Genomic DNA, 17,337 nt, shown 5'->3' with positions numbered 1-17,337 from the left:
TAACGCTACCGCCTACTCGTCTACGGAATCAGAGATCTGTTTGAACCAAGCCTGTTTCGTTTCGAGTGCCTCCCGGATTGAGGCTTCCTTCGCTGCATCTGCGTTAGCCTGCGCCTTTTCCAGATCGGCTTTCAGCTGTGCGATCGAGTCTTCTAGCTGCCCAAGCATGGATCCGGCGCGCGCTTTAGTGCGCGGATCAGTCTGTTTCCACTGCTGATCTTCCGCATCCCGCACCGCCTGCTCTACTTTCCGCAGCCGGCCCTCAACCCGTTTCATATCCGCACGCGGCACGAACCCGATTTCTTCCCACTCGTCTTGAATGTCGCGCAGTTTAGACTTAGTGGCTTCCAAATCCTTTACGGGCAACAGTGCCTCTGCGCGCACCAGCAGTTCTTCTTTTGCCTGGAGGTTCTGGCGATGGTCTTCGTCCACCACCTTGTCTTTGGCGTGGCGGGCATCGAAGAACACTTGCTGGGCTGCACGGAACCGCTCCCAAAGAGCGTCATCTTCCTTCCGGGAGGCCCGGCCCGCTGCCTTCCACCGGTCCATTAAATCGCGGTATGCGGCTGAGGTACGGCCCCAATCGGTGGAGTTCTGCATGGCTTCCGCCTCTGCAATCAACCCCTCTTTAACGCGTTTCACTTCCGCCTGCCGCGCGTCGAGCTTGGCGAAGAACTGGCGCCGCCCACGGTCGAAGTGGGAGCGGGCGGAAGAGAACCGCTTCCACAACGCGTCCTCCGTTGGCCGATCTAAGCGCGGGCCGCGGCGCTGCAAACGCTTCCACTCTTCCAGAAGGTCCCGCAGCCGCTGCCCCGAGTGCTTCCACTGAGTGCGTTCCGGATCCTGCGCCGCCACCGCTTCCGCCTGTTCAACAACCGCGGTGCGTAGCTCCAGGGCCTCCTGCTTCGCGGCGGCTCGTTCTGCTTTCGCCTCTTCTTTCCGTTTGGCTCCCGCCTCCTGCAAGTCTGCAACGCGCTTGCGGAGCCCATCTAAATCACCCACCGCGGCTGGGGCCTCAACGGCTTTCTTCAAACTCGCTAAAGTCGTGTCGATCTCGTGGGCGTTCAACGTCGGTAAGCGCGATTCGAAGAGGTTCACAGTGGCCTCCAGGTCGCGGTAGCGGCGGGTGTAAATGCCGAAAGGATCGTCGGGCACACCGTCGGGATACGATCCGACCTGGCGTTCACCACTGGCTTCACGCACCCACACGTTCCCGTCCTCATCGATGCGACCGAAAGACGCCGGGTCCTCATCCGAAGTGGCGCGCACTACGACCGCCGGGCGGATTTCTTGCACCTGTTCATCAGTGTCAGTGGTGTCTGTTGCTGTTGGATTCTCGTTTTGATCACTCACGGTGTTCCTCTTGGGATACGGTTGGGCGTTCGCCCGGACGAAACTACATTTTTAAGATGCTTGCGCACCCATGTGCCTATACTACGGGGTTTCAATGTGATTTCGCATACTTGTAGTTCGTTTCTTGTTGATCCTCCGATCAATCACGCTAATAAATCGCGCAATTAGTTGTGCAATGATTTGGGAAAAACGAGGTCCTGTAGTTCGCGGTAGGATCGGATCATGAGGATACGAAGGTTTGAGGCTGAACTCTTTGCCGCGAACGCGTACGTCGTGAGCGCACCGAACGAAGAGTCGGCGTTGATTGTTGACCCCGGATTGGGTGTGACCGATCGGATTAAACAGTATTTGCATGAGGAGGGCCTAACTGCTCGTGCGGTGCTGCTAACGCACGGGCACGCGGACCACGTGTGGGAGTGCGCTAACTTTGACGTCCCCGTGTATATAACTAACCCGGACCGGTATCGGCTGGACGATCCGCTGTCCGCACTGCTGCCGCAGATGCGTCCGCAAGGAGTGCAGTGGCGGGCGCCGCAGGATGTGCGTGACCTCACCGCGCGCACGGTCGCGATCGTCCCCGGAGTTAACGTGCTGATGGTGCCCGCCCCTGGCCACACCGAAGGGTCCGCCCTGTTCCTCATGGAAATTACGGCCGGAGAAACACTAGAAACGAACGCGGAACTACCGTCGGAAGGCACCGGGCACGGGCCGGTTAAACAAGCGCAACCGATTGCGTTTACGGGCGACGTGATTTTTGCCGGTTCGGTTGGGCGTGCCGACCTGCCCGGTGGGGACGAACGCCAAATGCGGCACACGTTGCGCACTCTGGGGAACGTGATTGACCCGCGCACCTGGATGCTACCGGGCCACGGGCCGGCCACACACTGGGAGCACGAGCTGGCGACGAACCTGTATGTGCGCCGTGCCCGCAGCATTGGTTAAAAAACACCCGACGATATTTTAGAATGGTCTAATATGGCAGCAAAAACTTCACTCTCGGGTTTTCCCGAATGGCTCCCCGCCGAACGCATTGTAGAACAAAGGGTACTGGACATCTTGCGGCACACGTTTGAACTACACGGTTTCGCTCCACTTGAAACCCGCAGTGTGGAGCCCGTGCGGGAACTGGAACGCAAAGGGGAGACCTCCAAGGAGATTTACCTACTTTCACGGCTACAAGACCGCGGTGGCCACGACGCAAAAGCGGACAAGTCGATCGGCCTGCACTTCGACCTGACGGTCCCGTTCGCGCGGTATATAGGTGAGAACGCGGGCTCCCTGCACTTCCCATTTCGGCGCTACCAAATCCAGAAAGTGTGGCGAGGGGAGCGGCCACAAGAAGGTAGGTTCCGCGAGTTCTACCAGGCAGACATTGATGTCGTTGGCGCGGGAGAGCTGGCGTTCCACCACGAGGTGGAGGTGCCCTTAGTGATGGCCCAGGCCCTGGCAGCACTCCCGATTCCGCCCGTGCAGATGCATGTGAATAACCGCAAGATTGTGCAGGGCATGTGCGAGGCGCTTGGGATTGAACAGGTCGACGACGCGTTGCGGAGCATCGATAAGCTCGACAAGATCGGCCAATCCGGCGTGTTAGAAGAGATGACCCAGCATGGGATTGACAGCGCGCAAGGGGAACAGCTGCTGCAGTTAGCGCAGATCCACGGGGGCCTGGAGGTCCTGGAGCAGGTGCGCGCACTCGGGCTGAGCCACCCGCTGTTAGATGAGGGCCTGGAGGAGCTCGGAGCGCTCTTACGAGCGGCAGAAAAACACGCCTCCGGCGTGGTGATTGCGGATCTGAAGATTACCCGCGGGCTCGATTACTACACGGGTTCGGTGTACGAAACGTTTTTGCGTGGCCACGAAGACCTCGGGTCAATCTGTTCGGGCGGCCGCTACGATTCGCTGGTAACAGTGGGGAAGCGGACCTACCCGGGGGTGGGTATGTCCATTGGCGTTTCCCGGTTGATCTCGCGAATTCTTGGCGCCGACATGGCGCGGGCTAGCCGCGAAGTGCCATCGTGCGTACTGATTGCGGTGACTAACGAGAGTGAACGCGACGATGCCAACGAAGTGGCGTATGCGCTGCGGGAACGGGGAATCCCAACGGAAGTGTCGCCCTCAAGTTCGAAATTCGGCAAACAAATCCGATACGCAGACCGGCGGGGTATCCCGTACGTGTGGTTCACTGACGAGCAAGGTGGTCACTCCGTGAAGGACATCCGCTCGGGTGAACAGGTGGATGCCAACCCGCAGACTTGGCAGCCACCGCAAGCGGATCGGTGGCCAAGCTGGGAGCTGTAAACGTGAACCGGGTAGACGCGTTAGCGCAGCTGCAAGAGCAGCTGCGTGCCCTCACGTTCCCTTTCGAAGTTGAAAACGCGCAGGCGGCGCAGACACTCGCGCGGCGGCGCGCCCAGCAGCTGGAGGACCTCATTATCCCCCGGGCCCAGCAGCTGGATGCGCCCCTGCTGTGTGTAGTCGGTGGGTCCACGGGGGCGGGGAAGTCGACGCTGGTGAACTCCCTGCTCGGTGAGGGTGTGGTGCAGACCTCCGCGATCCGGCCTACCACTCGCACCCCGACGCTGATTTACCGGGCGGAGGATGCCCCGTGGTTCGAATCCACCCGGGTGCTTCCTTCGTTCACGCGGGTGCGCGGTAGTGGTGCGGGCGAGTCAGCCGGGGAGAACGCGTTGCGCCTGCAGGTGAACGATCGGGTTCCGCGCGGGCTCGCGCTGCTAGATGCCCCGGATTTGGATTCGTTCGTTGACCGCAACCGGGCGTTGGCGGTGCAACTATTTGATGCGGCGGACCTGTGGATTTTTGTTACCACTGCCGCGCGTTACGCAGATGCGGTTCCGTGGGAAGTTTTGCGTGAGGCACACGCTCGCTCGGTGGCTCTGTCGATTGTGCTGAATCGGGTACCACCTGGGGCAACGAATGTGGTTCGCGGTGATTTTGCGCGGCTTTTAGCGGACGCGGGGCTTTCTGACGCGCCCCTTATTTGTGTGAACGAGATGCCTTTGCAGCACGACCGCTTAGACCCAGCTTCGGTGCGGACCGTGAAGAACTGGCTGTCCTCCCTTTCCGACACTGCGCACACGCGCGCTCAAGTGGCGAAACGAGCGTTAGAAGGCACGGTTGCGGAACTGTTCACGGACGTCGAGCACCTGTTGCAGGTCTTATCGAGACAGACGCTGGTACGTACCGACGCCGCATCTGTGGTGGATGAAAACCAGCGGGTGGCACTGCGGCGCTTGGAACAGGCAACTCAAAATGGGAAACTTCTGCGTGGCGAAGTGCTGTCCAGGTGGCAGGCCATGCTGGGGGTTGCAGACATTTCCGCGGGGATTGACCGGATTGTTACGCGGGTAAAATCGCGGGTGAGCGGGTTTTTCACCGGGCGGAACGCGCGCGCAGACGAAGTGAAAGAGATTCTCGGCTCTAACTTGAGCACAATAATTTGCGACGAACTGGCGCGCGCAGTGCAGCATGCTCGCACCACTTGGCGTGCAAATCCGGCGATGCGCCCCTTTGAAGCGCAGGTAGTTCCGCTTTCCCAAGAAAAGTTACAGCATGAGGCCCGCGCAGCTGTAAAGAACTGGGAACGCGCGGTTGTGGACTTGATTAAACGCCAGGGGGCGAACAAGAAAACGTCTGCCCGTATGCTCGCATTCGGTGTGAACCTTCTGGGCTTGGCGCTGATTATTGTCCTGTTCGCCTCCACTGGCGGGCTAACCGGTGCTGAAGTTACGGTGGCGGGTGCAACGGGCATAGTTGCTCAACGCGTGCTCGAAGCCGTGTTCGGTGACGCAGCGGTAGCGGCAATGACGCAACGGGCGCACGGAGCATTGAAAACGCAGATGAGCCGCGCACTGGAACGAGCCATGGAACCGCTTACAGATGCGCTTCCAGACCTCGTTTCCTCAAGCGAAATCCAGCAGGCACTGGCGCGGGCACGCCGCGAGTGGACGGAGGGATAATGCGACTGTTTGAACGGTGGGGCGGCACGAATCCCCTCATGAAAACCAAAGTGTTGAACGGGATCGTGGAGGAACTGGACGGTGACCTGCTTGCGGAGGATGAACGGCGCCTACGCCAGCTGAACCGCAACTTGCGGGCACGCGCCGCACTGTCGGCCGATTACGCGGTGGTGGCGTTGCTGGGGGCAACGGGGGTAGGTAAATCCAGTGTGTTCAACCAGATCTTCAAAGCGGATCTGGCGACGGTGGGGTATCAGCGCCCCACCACCACCGCCCCGCTGGCGGCGTGCGCCCCTAAAGAAGAGGCGGGGGAACTGCTCGACTGGATGCAGATCAAAGACCGGGTGTTGGTTCCGGCGGAGCAAACGGTTGCGGAAAACGTGATTGTGGTCGACATGCCGGACATTGATTCGATCGACCGTAAAAACCGCGCGCTCGTGGAGCGGCTGCTGCAACGCGTGGACGTGATGGTGTGGGTGACTAGCCCGCAGAAATACGCCGACGACGTGCTTCACAACCAGTTCATTAAACGGTTTGCCAAACACTCGCGCGACACCGTGGTGATTCTAACGCACGCCGACACCATGACGGCGGAGCAAAGTGAGCAGGTGCGGGCTGATCTGGAGCGGCTAGTAAAAAACGATGGGGTAACGGGAGCGCGCATTGTGTTGACCTCGGCGCGTTCCGGGGAGGGCACGCGCCAGCTGCGCATGCACCTGCACGACGTGGCTCGCCTAGCCGCAAAACGGGGTCAACGGATGCACGCAGATTTGCAAGAAGCCACTGATTTATTGGCCGACCGGCTGGCGGATGAGCAAGAGATTGAACCAGTTGACGCGCAGGCGCTGCCCACGCAGATAACCAAAGCTGCGGGCGAAGCCATGGACGCGCCCGCGTTGAGCCGCCGCGTTGCCGGGGCTTACCGTTACCGGGCCGGTCGGTACTGCCATTGGCTCCCGTTTAGAATCGCCCGCCGATTCACCCACGATCCCCTCAAGGACCTCAAATTAGGGGCAGTGGAGCCAGGGGGAAATCCGGCGGCCCGGGCGCGACTGTCGCAAGCAATGCGGTCGGTACTGGCCACGTACACAGACTTGAGGCCGCGCATCTGGGGAAAAATTGCTCGCCAGCGCTGGCAGTGAAACCGAACTGATTGACCAGATGAGCGAAGTGACCGCGCAGACCGATTACCACCTTCCCAATAGGCGCGGCTGGTGGCGTGCTTTCAACGCCTTGCAGTGGGTGGGATGGATAGTCGCCGCCGTGGGTGGTCTGTGGCTGCTGGGCACTGTCCTTGCCCGCGCCGTTTTGCTAATCGACATTGGGGTACCTAAATACGGGATAGTGCCGATTCCCACGTGGCTGCTACTTAGCGGCCTCGCGTGGACCCTGTTGGTTGCCGCCTGTTCTTATATGTGCATGAGGGTGGCTGCGCGGCGGGCGGGTAAACGCGCTGCCAACCAACTGCGCGAAGAGTTGGAAACCCTCGTGCGGGTGCGCGTGTGGGAACCGCTGCGCACCGAGGAGGAACGCCAGCAGCGGATCGCGTCGGCAATCAGCACGCTACAGCGTTAGCGCCGACCGTTTTTGAACGACCGCCGTTTTGCCCGGTGGGCGTTGCGGTCAAACCCGCGGCCCCCACGGTCAGAAAACGATTTTGACTTCCCGCGGTGCTTCCTGTGAGTAGAATCGTTGGGTTCTGGCCCCGTGTCTTCGCGGATCCGCAGCCGGCGGCCCGCAACGGTGGCGCGGGCAATTTTGCGTAGCGCCGACGCGGGGAGTTCACCGGCGATATCCACGAGCGAGAACGTGGGGAAGATTTCAATGCGCCCCAGATCGTCGCCCGACAACCCGGCTTCACCGGTAATTGCGCCGACAATCGCCCCGGGTTTCACTCCATCTTTGCGGCCAACTTCTACGCGGTAGCGTTTTCCACTGCCGGTTGGTTCCATGCGTGTGCCGGCACGTGATCCGCGGCCTTTGCGTTTTTTCCCACCGGTTTCGAAACTGCCGTTCGCGAAGTCTTCATCCGCGTGTTGCGCCGCGCCGCGGTTCTGTCCGGTGTCACCCACAGCGTTTGCCAGCAGTGCCGCGGCGACCTGCGGGTAATCTAAGCCGAGTTGCTGAGTTACGGTTTCGAGCAGTTCTTCGTACAGGTCGAGGTGGCCGCGTTCCAAGCGCGGCGCCACCTCCGCCAGCAGCTGTTTCCCCGTGTGAGACGCCACGTCCCGCCGGGTTGGGATCCCTGCCTGAGTCATGTGCGTGCCGGTGAGTTTCTCGATTTGCTTGAGGCGGAAGCGTTCTTTCGGGGTGAAGAATGTGAGGGAGCGGCCGGTGCGGCCAGCTCGCCCAGTGCGGCCAATCCGGTGCACGTAGGCTTCTGCTTCACGCGGTACGTCGTAGTTAACGACTAGGCCAATACGTTCCACATCTAGTCCGCGTGCAGCCACGTCGGTTGCGACGAGGACGTCGAGGGATCCGTCGCGCAGCCGAGCGATGATGCGTTCCCGTTCAGCTTGGGACACGTCTCCGGACAGGCCGGAGGCTTTGAAACCGCGCCGTGTCAGGTCGGAAGACACGTCGTCCACGTCCACGCGGGTGCGGACGAACACTATGGCTGCGTCCGTGTCGGCGGTGGAGAGTACGCGTGCTAACGCTTCTTTTTTGTGTCGAAAACCGAGGATAGCGTAGGTCTGTTCCACGGTGTCGACGGTGGAGGACTGCGGGGCGATTTCGACGCGTACCGGCTCAATCAGGTGCTGCTGGGCGACTCGTTGAATCGCCGGTGGCATGGTGGCTGAGAATAGTGCGGTAATGCGCTCTCCGGGTTGCGGCGCGGCAGAAGCGATGGTTTCCACGTCTTCTGCAAATCCCATGCGGAGCATCTCATCGGCCTCATCGAGCACGAGAACCTTCACTTGGTCTAGGTGCAGAACGTCTTTTTCGATCAGGTCGATTATCCGCCCCGGGGTGCCCACCACAATTTGGGCGCCATTTTTGAGGGCGCGGATCTGCGGTGGATAGGGCGCTCCGCCGTATACGGTTACCACCGTAATGTCCGGCAGGTCCGCGGCGAAAGATGCGATCGCGTCGCCGCTTTGCACGGCCAGTTCGCGGGTGGGGGCCAGCACGATGGCTTGGACTCGCGGTTCGCTCGGATCGAGGTGGGCGAGCATGGGCAGGCCAAACGCAGCGGTTTTCCCCGTGCCCGTTTGGGCTACGCCAACGATGTCGCGGCCGTCTAAAAGCGGTGGAATGGCTTCAGCTTGAATGGGGGTTGGGGTTTCGAACCCCAGTTTTTCGATGGCGCTCATGATGGGCGCAGGCAGGTTCAGGTCAGCGAAACGTACGGTATTTTCCAAGATAACTAAAATCCAACTTCTCTTCGGGGCGTTACCCCCACAACACACACGCCGCTACCGACTATCCATGGTCGCTATGTTTGGAATGGACGTTCGTTTAACTGGTAGCTACACACCGGAGGTTCGCCAGTTTTTACGGTAACGGGAAATGCGTTTGATAGCTAGCGTGCCGGCTGTGAATTCGGTGACACCCGCGGATGCGTTTTCGTGGGCGCCGAGTCGCGGTTTAAGATGGTGTTGCGCCCGCCTGTCTCGCGGGGAATGCAACGAAAACTTGGAAGGATATCGATGCTACGAACGCACGACATTGGTACTTTGAACGCGTCAAAATTAGACGAAACGGTGACGATTTGCGGTTGGGTGGATCGGCGTCGAGATCACGGTGGTGTGGTTTTCGTGGATCTGCGGGACGCGTCGGGAATCGCGCAGGTGGTGGTGCGCGACGAGAAGGTAGCGCACCTGCTGCGCAGTGAGTTCGTGTTGCGGGTAACCGGGGCGGTGTCGCGCCGGCCCGAAGGTAACGAGAATCCGAACTTGCCGACCGGGGAGATTGAGGTTCTTGGGGACGACATTGAGATTTTGAATACGGCGGCGCCCCTGCCGTTCCAGGTGTCTAGCCACGCGGATGACGCGGGCAAAGTTGGTGAGGAAACCCGGTTGAAGTACCGGTATCTGGATTTGCGTCGCGCCCCCGCACAGCATGCGCTGCGGTTGCGTTCTAAAGTGTCGCAAGCAACCCGCCGGGTTTTGGATGAGCGCGGATTCGTGGAGATTGAAACTCCGACGCTCACGCGTTCTACCCCTGAGGGGGCGCGGGACTTCCTGGTGCCCGCCCGCCTGGCGCCGGGTTGCTGGTACGCGCTGCCGCAGTCACCGCAGCTATTTAAACAGCTTTTGATGGTCGCGGGGATGGAGAAGTACTACCAGATTGCCCGCTGCTATCGCGACGAGGACTTCCGCGCGGACCGGCAACCGGAGTTCACGCAGCTGGACGTCGAAATGTCTTTCGTTGAACAAGACGATGTGATCGAGGTTGCGGAAGCGGTTTTGCGCGAGATTTGGGCGTTGATTGGCTATGACCTCAAGACCCCGATTCCGCGCATGACTTATAAAGAGGCGATGGAAAAGTACGGTTCCGACAAGCCGGACCTGCGGTTCGGTTTGGAGATTACGGACTTGACGGAGTACTTCAAGGACACGCCGTTCAGAGTGTTCCAGAACCCGTACGTGGGGGCTGTGGTGATGCCCGGGGGTGGGTCACAACCGCGGCGCACGTTCGATAAGTGGCAAGAATGGGCGCGTTCCCGCGGAGCTAAGGGCTTGGCGTACGTAACGGTTGCGGATGATGGTTCCCTTGGGGGGCCGGTTGCGAAGAATATTTCTGAGGCAGAACGCGACGGCTTAGTGGCTGCTACGGGAGCAAATCCGGGGGACTGTATTTTCTTTGCTGCCGGAGGTGTGGATGAGTCCCGCGCGCTGCTGGGCGCGGCGCGCCTCGAGATTGGGCGGCGCACCGGTTTGATAGATGAAGACGCGTGGTCGTTCGTGTGGGTGGTGGATGCACCACTGTTTAAACCCGCGGGGATGGACGATGACGTGTCGGTGGGGCACTCGAAGTGGACGGCGGTGCACCACGCGTTTACGTCACCGAACCCAGATTGGATTGACCGGTTCGAGGAGGATCCGGGCAACGCGCTGGCGTATGCGTACGACATCGTGTGTAACGGTAACGAAATCGGTGGTGGGTCGATCCGTATTCACCGCCGCGACGTGCAAGAGCGTGTGTTTAAAGTGATGGGAATCGGGGAGGAAGAAGCCCAGGAGAAGTTCGGATTCTTGCTGGACGCGTTCAAGTTTGGTGCACCTCCGCACGGCGGGATCGCCTTCGGGTGGGACCGCATCGTTTCGCTACTCACCAAGTCCGATTCGATTCGCGATGTGATTGCCTTCCCCAAGTCGGGCGGCGGTTACGATCCGCTCACGCAGGCGCCGGCTCCGATCACCCCGCAGCAGCGGGAGGAAGCGGGAGTCGACTACGTGCCTGAAGATGACGAGGACGAAGCGCAGGAGCAAGCCTAGTATTTTGGTTTATCCCCGGTAACTCACCGGATAAGTCAGCCGATAAGTCGCCCGGTAATTCACGCGATAAGTCGCTGACTAAGACCGCTAGGTCGCCTACCAATAAGACCTGATCGAGACGTGTTCTTGGACACATTCTCGGTCAGGTCTTGTTAGAATAAGCACATGGCATACGTAGAGATTCACCCCGAGAACCCGCAAACCCGTCTAGTCAAGTCCGTCGTGGACACGCTCCGAAATGGGGGTACCATCGCGTTACCCACCGATTCTGGGTACGCAATTGCCACGGCAATGGCCAATAAAGATGGCATGGACGTGATTCGACAGATTCGGGATCTAGATGAAAAGCACAACTTCTCGTTCCTGTGCCACAACTTCTCCCAACTCGGCTCCCTCGTGATCGTTGACAATAAGGCGTTCCGCACCATTAAGGCATTGACACCCGGGCCGTACACGTTTATTTTGCGTGGCACTAAAGAGATTCCCCGCATGACGTTAAATAAGAAGAAGCACACGGTGGGCGTACGGATTCCTGACCACAAGATTACGCAAGCAATCGTGGAGGAACTGGGCGAGCCCCTCCTGTGCTCCACCCTGATTCTGCCGGGCCACGAAGACGCCATGTGGAACCCGGAAGAGGTTTTCGAAGCGGTCGGAAAACAGGTTGACACCGTGATCGGCGGCCCCGTTGGCCACGAAGGTTCCACGACCGTGGTGGACTTCACCGATGGATCCCCCGTAGTGGTCCGCGAAGGCGCGGGCTCCACTGAGCTGTTCTAAACACACTTTCGAAGCAGGCCGATTTACCCCGTGCAGGCCAGAATCTTATTGTCAGAATGTGCAGGATCGGCTGATTTGTTCTAGACAATTAGAATATGGATATTTTTGAGGCTGCCGGTATTGACGATGCGGGCGTGCCTGTCACGCAAACGAACGCGCCCCTGGCGGTGCGGATGCGTCCGCGCGAACTCGATGAGGTAGTGGGCCAGTCCCACTTATTGGCGGACGGTTCGGTGCTACGCCGGCTACTGGAACCGGCGGATCCGAACCGAGCCGTTTCTTCCGTGATCCTGTGGGGCCCACCTGGCGTGGGGAAGACCACGTTTGCGTACCTGGTGGCCCGGTCTTCAAGGCGGCATTTTGAGGAAGTATCCGCAGTGTCCGCCGGGGTGAAAGAAGTGCGCGCCGTAATCACGGGAGCGCGCCGTCGCCTCACCACGTCTGGGCAAGAAACAGTACTGTTTATTGACGAGGTCCACCGGTTCTCGAAGTCGCAGCAAGATGCCCTGCTGCCCGCGGTTGAAAACGGGTGGGTAACCCTCGTGGCCGCAACCACGGAGAACCCGTCTTTCTCCGTGATATCCCCATTGCTGTCGCGCTCTATCCTGCTGACGCTGCAACCGCTCAGTGAAGACGACATCGCGAACCTCATCGACCGGGCCCTGGCGAGTAAGCGCGGGCTAAATGGGCGCTACACACTGGATTCGAACGCGAAAGAAATGATCGTGCGCCTATCGGGCGGGGATGCACGCCGGTCCCTCACAATCTTGGAGGCTGCAGCCGGGGCAGCGGACGACGGTGGGCTAAACGCGATCACGCCCGAAATCGTGTCCGACGCCGCCTCCACGGCAATGGTGCGCTACGACCAAGACCAGCACTACGACGTTGCATCCGCATTCATTAAGTCCATGCGCGGCTCTGACGTGGATGCGGCCGTGCACTACCTGGCGCGCATGTGCGAAGCGGGGGAGGACCCGCGGTTCATCGCCCGGCGCATCATGATCTGCGCCAGTGAAGACGTGGGGATGGCAGACCCAAGCGCCCTGCAAACCGCGGTTGCGGCGGCGCAGGCGGTGGCGATGGTGGGGATGCCGGAGGCGCGGATAATCCTTTCGCAAGCGGTGATTGCCGTGGCTTGCGCCCCCAAATCCAATGCCGCATACCGGGCGATAGACCGGGCGATAGGCGACATTCGCCACGGTCGCACCGGGGTGGTTCCCCCACACCTGCGGGATGCGCACTACAGTGGTGCCAAGCGCCTCAAACATGGGGAAGGTTACATTTACGCACACGACGAACCCAACGCGATCGCTGCGCAACAATACCTACCCGACGAACTCGAAGGCACGGAGTATTACCACCCAACCCAGAACGGATATGAGGAACGCATCACCAAGCGGTTAGCGAAGGTGAAAAACCGCCTCAAGATGCGTTAAGATGTTCAAGTTGCTCGCCTAAGGCAACCCTGGGGTCTTAGCCCAAGTAGGAAACCCCTACGGAGGTGGCCCCGTAACTGATGCAAAAGTATCAGTGACGATTCGTAACGGAAAGAAGCAGGTATTTTTATGGCAAATCGTTCTCGCCGTCAGGTGCGTCTCTCACGCGCCCTCGGGATTCCACTCACCCCGAAAGCAGCGCGTTACTTTGAGCGCCGCCCATACGGTCCGGGTGAGCACGGCCGCGCCCGCCGCCGGCAAGAGTCCGACTACGCGGTGCGTCTGAAGGAAAAGCAGCGTCTGCGCGCCCAGTACGGTATCCGCGAGGCGCAGATGCGTCGGGCTTTCGACGAAGCGAAGCGGCAAGAGGGACGCACGGGCTCCAACCTGATTGAGCACCTCGAAACCCGCCTGGACGCGCTCGTTTTGCGTTCCGGTTTTGCCCGCACGATCGCGCAGGCACGCCAAGTGGTTGTGCACCGCCACATCCTAGTGGACGGCAAGATTGTGGATCGCCCCTCGTTCCGTGTGAAGCCGGGCCAGACGATTCAGGTGAAGCCGAAGTCGCAGACGACGGTGCCGTTTGAGATCGCCGCATCGGGTGTGCACCGTGATGTGCTGCCCGCAGTCCCCCCGTACCTGGAGGTGGACTTGGAGAAGCTGCGCGCCAAACTGGTTCGTAAACCAGAGCGCGTGGAAGTACCCGTGATCTGTGAAGACCAGCTGGTCGTTGAGTACTACTCACGCTAAGCTTTAACGCCGGTGCGCCCCGGGGAACTGGATGGTTCCACGGGGCGCGCTCGCATAGATGAGCCGCAGTCAGGTCGTGTTTATTCCCGGGCGCTGCGGCGGGTAAACTGTTGCCAGTAGTTAATCCTGTGAAGAAGAGGCTTTGATGCGTACCGCTGAAATTGCTAAGCGGTGGAACGATTACTTCCGCCGCCACGGTCACGAGATCGTTCCATCCGTCCCGCTGGTGTCCCCGGATCCATCTGTACTGTTCACGATCGCGGGGATGGTCCCGTTTATCCCCTACATTGTGGGCACGGAAAAAGCCCCGTGGCCGCGCGCAGCTTCGGTGCAAAAATGCGTGCGCACCAACGACATCGACAACGTCGGGCGCACCACGCGTCATGGCACGTTCTTTCAGATGAACGGTAACTTCTCGTTCGGAGACTACTTCAAAGAAGGCGCGATAGATTTCGCGTGGGAGCTGCTGACCGGGTCCGTCGATGACGGCAATTACGGTTTGGACGGCGACCGCATGTGGGTGACAATCTGGGATGAGGATAAGGAATCTTACGACCTGCTCACCAACAAGATTGGGATGGACCCGAAGCATATTGTTCGCCTGCCGCGAGAAGACATTTTTTGGGACACTGGCCAGCCCGGTCCGGCGGGCCCGTGTGCGGAGTGGCATTACGATCGCGGCCCCGCTTATGGCCCTGAGGCCGTGGGTGGCACCGTGGATCCGGGTGGCGACCGCTACTTGGAACTGTGGAACCTAGTGTTCGATCAGTTCTTGCGAGGCGAGGGAACGGGGAAGGACTACCCGCTGCTCGGTGAGCTCGATGAGAAAGCGATTGATACGGGCGCGGGCCTAGAACGCTTAGCCTTCGTTTTGCAAGACAAGGCGAACATGTTTGAAATCGACCAGGTGCGCCCGGTGATCACGGCAGCAGAGAAGCTTTCTGGCCGCGTTTACGAAGGTGGTGGAGACCCGGAAGATGACGTGCGTATGCGAATTGTGGGTGACCATGTTCGTTCCGCGATGATGCTGATTAATGATGGTGTAATCCCTGGTAACGATGGCCGCGGCTACGTGCTGCGCCGGTTGATTCGCCGCGCTGTTCGTTCCATGCGGCTGCTTGGGGTGGATACCGCAACGCTCCCCACCCTCATGCCGATTTCGCGAGACGCGATGAAAGCAACGTACCCGGAACTTGAAACCAACTGGGACCGCATCGCAGACGTGGCATACGGGGAAGAAGAAGCGTTCCGCCGCACGCTAACAGCGGGCACCACAATATTGGATACGGCCGTGAAATCCGCTAAGAAATCCGGCAGTGGTTTACTCAGCGGAGACGAAGCCTTTACGTTACACGACACGTACGGGTTCCCGATTGACCTCACGTTGGAAATGGCGCGTGAACAGGGCGTGGGAGTGGATGAGGAGCGCTTCCGCGCCCTCATGGCACAGCAGAAACAGCGGGCGCGGGCCGATGCGCTGGCGAAGAAATCGGGGCACGTAGATTCGCGTATCTACCATGACTTCCAGGCCAAGCTCGGGGGTGGATCCCAGTTCCTGGGGTACACCGATTGGAAGACTGAGTCGCGCATCGTGGGGCTCGTCAAAGATGGTGTGCCCGCACCGGTTGTGACCGAACCGGGGAGCGTCGAAGTTATTTTGGATAAAACCCCGTTCTACGCGGAAATGGGTGGGCAACTAGCCGACCATGGCATAATCCGCACCGCGGGCGGGGGCATTTTTGAGGTCGATGACGTGCAAGCACCCGTCAAAGGCCTGAGCGTGCATCGCGGCCGCCTAATCGAGGGAGTGCTCGCCCTAGATGACAAGTGCGTGGCACAGATAGATCAACATCGCCGCCTCGCAATCGCGCGGGCACACACCGCAACCCACATGATCCACAAGGCCCTTCACGAATACGTCGGAGAGGGAGCGACGCAAGCTGGGTCCGAAAACGCGCCCTCCAGATTACGGTTCGACTTCCGTAACCCTGCAGCGGTGCCGGCAGATCAGATGGAGGCAATCGAGTCGCGCGTGAACGATCGGCTGGCTGACAACCTCACGATCTCGGATTCCATCATGGATATTGACGACGCAAAAGCCCTGGGGGCGATGGCGTTGTTTGGCGAAAAATACGGGCGGGAAGTGCGCGTGGTGAACATTGGGGACGGGTGGTCCCTCGAACTGTGCGCCGGCACGCACGTGCCCACCACGGGCCATATTGGCCGCATCGCGGTGCTGGGGGAATCGTCTATCGGGTCGGGCGTGCGGCGGATTGACGCGCTCGTTGGGGATGGTGCGTACGACTTCCAAGCGAAAGAACACGCACTCGTATCTCGCTTATCCGCGCTGATGGGGGGCAAACCAGAGGAACTGCCCACTCGTTTGGAACAAACTCTCAAGCGGCTCAAGGATGCGCAAAAAGAGCTGGCGAAGCTTGGCGAAGCGCAGCTGCTGGCCCGCGCCCCAGAGCTGATTAAGACCGCGCGCCGCCTGGGCGGCTACACCACGGTTGTGAAGAACCTTGGGGAAGTTCCCTCCGCGGATGCGCTGCGCCACCTGGTGCTGGACATGCGCGAGCGGATGGGAGAGAGTGAACCGGCCGTAATCGTTGGGATTGGCGTGGTGAACGACAAACCCCAGGCGGTGGTGGCTACCAACCAGGCGGCTCGGGATGCCGGCGCTAAAGCGGGCGCGCTCGTGCGCATCGCCACCAAAGAACTCGGTGGTGGTGGCGGTGGCCGCGACGACATCGCTCAAGGCGGTGGGCAACGCAAAGACAACATCGACGCCGCCGTAGCCGCGACCCAACGGGCTCTCGAACAGTCGTGACCGCACACTCAATGCGACCAGGGGTGCGCATCGGCGTTGACTACGGCGCGGCGCGCATTGGCGTAGCCGTAACCGATCCACAGGGTCGGTTTGCCCTCCCACACGAAACCGTGGCCCGCAGTAAATGGGGCGAAGACATCGACCAGATCGCGGACCTGGCGGAGCAACTGGCGGCCATTGAAATCGTGGTGGGGCTACCTAAACACCTCAGTGGCGCCAGCGGCGCGTCCGCGAAGTCTGCCCGCAAGTTTGCGCATAAACTGGGCTCAGCCTGTCCGCAGCTAAGAGTGTGTATGGTGGACGAAAGGTTAACGACTTCCACGGCGCACGAGCAGCTGGCAGCCGTTGGAATTGATAATCGCCGACGCAAAGATAAAGTAGACCAAGTTGCAGCCACCGTAATTTTGGAACAGGCTATTGAAATTGAACGCAGAACGGGTAAAGAGCCGGGGGAGACCATCAGCCGCGGCCGACCCGCAGGGAGTTAAAGTACCGTGAACGAGAGCGCAAACAACAACGCGAGGCAAAACCGTGGTCCCAACAGATCACGGAACGCGGAACCGTCACGCTCCCCGTTCCCAACCCGGCGGGAGCGGGCTCGGGCGCGTGCCTCGCAGCAAACCCCACCGGGTGCGCGAAGCACGGACCCGCGTTTTGCTCGCAACGGGGAACATCTAACCACCACAACTGGCTTGCGGTCCAGGCGATTGGAAGCCGAACGGGCGCGCGTGCGCAAACGCCGGCGCAACCGGAAGATCCGCACGGGC

General features: G+C 60.2%; 13 protein-coding genes. 11 read left to right on the top strand and 2 right to left on the bottom strand.

Annotated features, from left to right (window positions below; all coding sequences use genetic code 11):
• Positions 1-12: 12 nt before the first annotated feature.
• Complete coding sequence (locus CJ187_RS03410) at positions 13-1,353, bottom strand: DUF349 domain-containing protein (protein WP_434737341.1); 1,341 nt, start codon at positions 1,351-1,353, stop codon at positions 13-15.
• Between the two features lie 222 nt (positions 1,354-1,575).
• Here CJ187_RS03410 and CJ187_RS03405 point away from each other — a divergent pair, with 222 nt between their 5' ends.
• From CJ187_RS03405 to CJ187_RS03385, 5 genes are read left to right on the top strand one after another with little or no spacing between them, the layout of a single operon-like run.
• Complete coding sequence (locus CJ187_RS03405; RefSeq protein WP_102215749.1) at positions 1,576-2,295, top strand: MBL fold metallo-hydrolase; 720 nt, start codon at positions 1,576-1,578, stop codon at positions 2,293-2,295.
• Between the two features lie 33 nt (positions 2,296-2,328).
• Positions 2,329-3,654, top strand: a complete 1,326-nt coding sequence (hisS, locus tag CJ187_RS03400; RefSeq protein ID WP_102215750.1) for a histidine--tRNA ligase — start codon at positions 2,329-2,331, stop codon at positions 3,652-3,654.
• On the top strand, positions 3,633-5,333 hold the full coding sequence (locus CJ187_RS03395; protein ID WP_158237695.1) for a dynamin family protein: 1,701 nt from the start codon (positions 3,633-3,635) through the stop codon (positions 5,331-5,333). The genes hisS and CJ187_RS03395 overlap by 22 nt, the downstream gene beginning before the upstream one ends.
• Complete coding sequence (locus tag CJ187_RS03390; protein ID WP_284667924.1) at positions 5,333-6,475, top strand: GTPase; 1,143 nt, start codon at positions 5,333-5,335, stop codon at positions 6,473-6,475. The genes CJ187_RS03395 and CJ187_RS03390 overlap by 1 nt, the downstream gene beginning before the upstream one ends.
• Positions 6,453-6,908 carry a hypothetical protein gene (locus CJ187_RS03385; RefSeq protein WP_284667922.1) on the top strand — a complete coding sequence of 152 codons (456 nt, stop codon included), beginning with the start codon at positions 6,453-6,455 and terminating at the stop codon, positions 6,906-6,908. Before CJ187_RS03390 ends, CJ187_RS03385 begins: the two co-directional genes overlap by 23 nt.
• Here CJ187_RS03385 and CJ187_RS03380 read toward each other — a convergent pair.
• A complete protein-coding gene (locus tag CJ187_RS03380) occupies positions 6,905-8,695 on the bottom strand; it encodes a DEAD/DEAH box helicase (RefSeq protein ID WP_434737340.1) in 1,791 nt (596 codons plus the stop codon). The genes CJ187_RS03385 and CJ187_RS03380 overlap by 4 nt on opposite strands.
• 288 nt (positions 8,696-8,983) lie before the next feature.
• Here CJ187_RS03380 and aspS point away from each other — a divergent pair, with 288 nt between their 5' ends.
• The 6 genes from aspS (at position 8,984) to ruvX (ending at position 17,058) form a co-directional block, all read left to right on the top strand.
• Positions 8,984-10,774, top strand: a complete 1,791-nt coding sequence (gene aspS, locus CJ187_RS03375; RefSeq protein WP_102215753.1) for an aspartate--tRNA ligase — start codon at positions 8,984-8,986, stop codon at positions 10,772-10,774.
• A 165-nt stretch (positions 10,775-10,939) separates the two neighbouring features.
• Positions 10,940-11,554 carry an L-threonylcarbamoyladenylate synthase gene (locus tag CJ187_RS03370; RefSeq protein WP_102215754.1) on the top strand — a complete coding sequence of 205 codons (615 nt, stop codon included), beginning with the start codon at positions 10,940-10,942 and terminating at the stop codon, positions 11,552-11,554.
• A gap of 95 nt (positions 11,555-11,649) precedes the next feature.
• Positions 11,650-12,990, top strand: coding sequence for a replication-associated recombination protein A (locus CJ187_RS03365; RefSeq protein ID WP_102215755.1), 1,341 nt, complete (start codon positions 11,650-11,652; stop codon positions 12,988-12,990).
• 129 nt (positions 12,991-13,119) lie between these two features.
• Positions 13,120-13,740, top strand: coding sequence for a 30S ribosomal protein S4 (gene rpsD, locus CJ187_RS03360; protein WP_102215756.1), 621 nt, complete (start codon positions 13,120-13,122; stop codon positions 13,738-13,740).
• A gap of 145 nt (positions 13,741-13,885) precedes the next feature.
• Positions 13,886-16,570: an alanine--tRNA ligase gene (gene alaS, locus CJ187_RS03355; protein ID WP_102215757.1), complete on the top strand. Its 2,685-nt coding sequence runs from the start codon at positions 13,886-13,888 to the stop codon at positions 16,568-16,570.
• Complete coding sequence (gene ruvX, locus CJ187_RS03350) at positions 16,567-17,058, top strand: Holliday junction resolvase RuvX (protein WP_233187276.1); 492 nt, start codon at positions 16,567-16,569, stop codon at positions 17,056-17,058. Before alaS ends, ruvX begins: the two co-directional genes overlap by 4 nt.
• The last annotated feature ends 279 nt before the right edge of the window (positions 17,059-17,337 follow it).

The sequence above is a fragment of the Gleimia hominis genome, assembly GCF_002871945.2.
Classification (GTDB): domain Bacteria; phylum Actinomycetota; class Actinomycetes; order Actinomycetales; family Actinomycetaceae; genus Gleimia; species Gleimia hominis_A.
Note: the sequence above shows the minus strand (reverse complement) of the source record. Positions and strands in the feature narration are given on the sequence as shown.

Bases quoted from the DNA above. Each gene is read 5' to 3' on its own strand.
- CJ187_RS03390 (WP_284667924.1), top strand. From the start codon at position 5,333: ATGCGACTGTTTGAACGGTGGGGCGGCACGAATCCCCTCATGAAAACC.
- hisS (WP_102215750.1), top strand. From the start codon at position 2,329: ATGGCAGCAAAAACTTCACTCTCGGGTTTTCCCGAATGGCTCCCCGCC.
- aspS (WP_102215753.1), top strand. From the start codon at position 8,984: ATGCTACGAACGCACGACATTGGTACTTTGAACGCGTCAAAATTAGAC.
- CJ187_RS03370 (WP_102215754.1), top strand. From the start codon at position 10,940: ATGGCATACGTAGAGATTCACCCCGAGAACCCGCAAACCCGTCTAGTC.
- CJ187_RS03405 (WP_102215749.1), top strand. From the start codon at position 1,576: ATGAGGATACGAAGGTTTGAGGCTGAACTCTTTGCCGCGAACGCGTAC.
- alaS (WP_102215757.1), top strand. From the start codon at position 13,886: ATGCGTACCGCTGAAATTGCTAAGCGGTGGAACGATTACTTCCGCCGC.
- CJ187_RS03365 (WP_102215755.1), top strand. From the start codon at position 11,650: ATGGATATTTTTGAGGCTGCCGGTATTGACGATGCGGGCGTGCCTGTC.
- rpsD (WP_102215756.1), top strand. From the start codon at position 13,120: ATGGCAAATCGTTCTCGCCGTCAGGTGCGTCTCTCACGCGCCCTCGGG.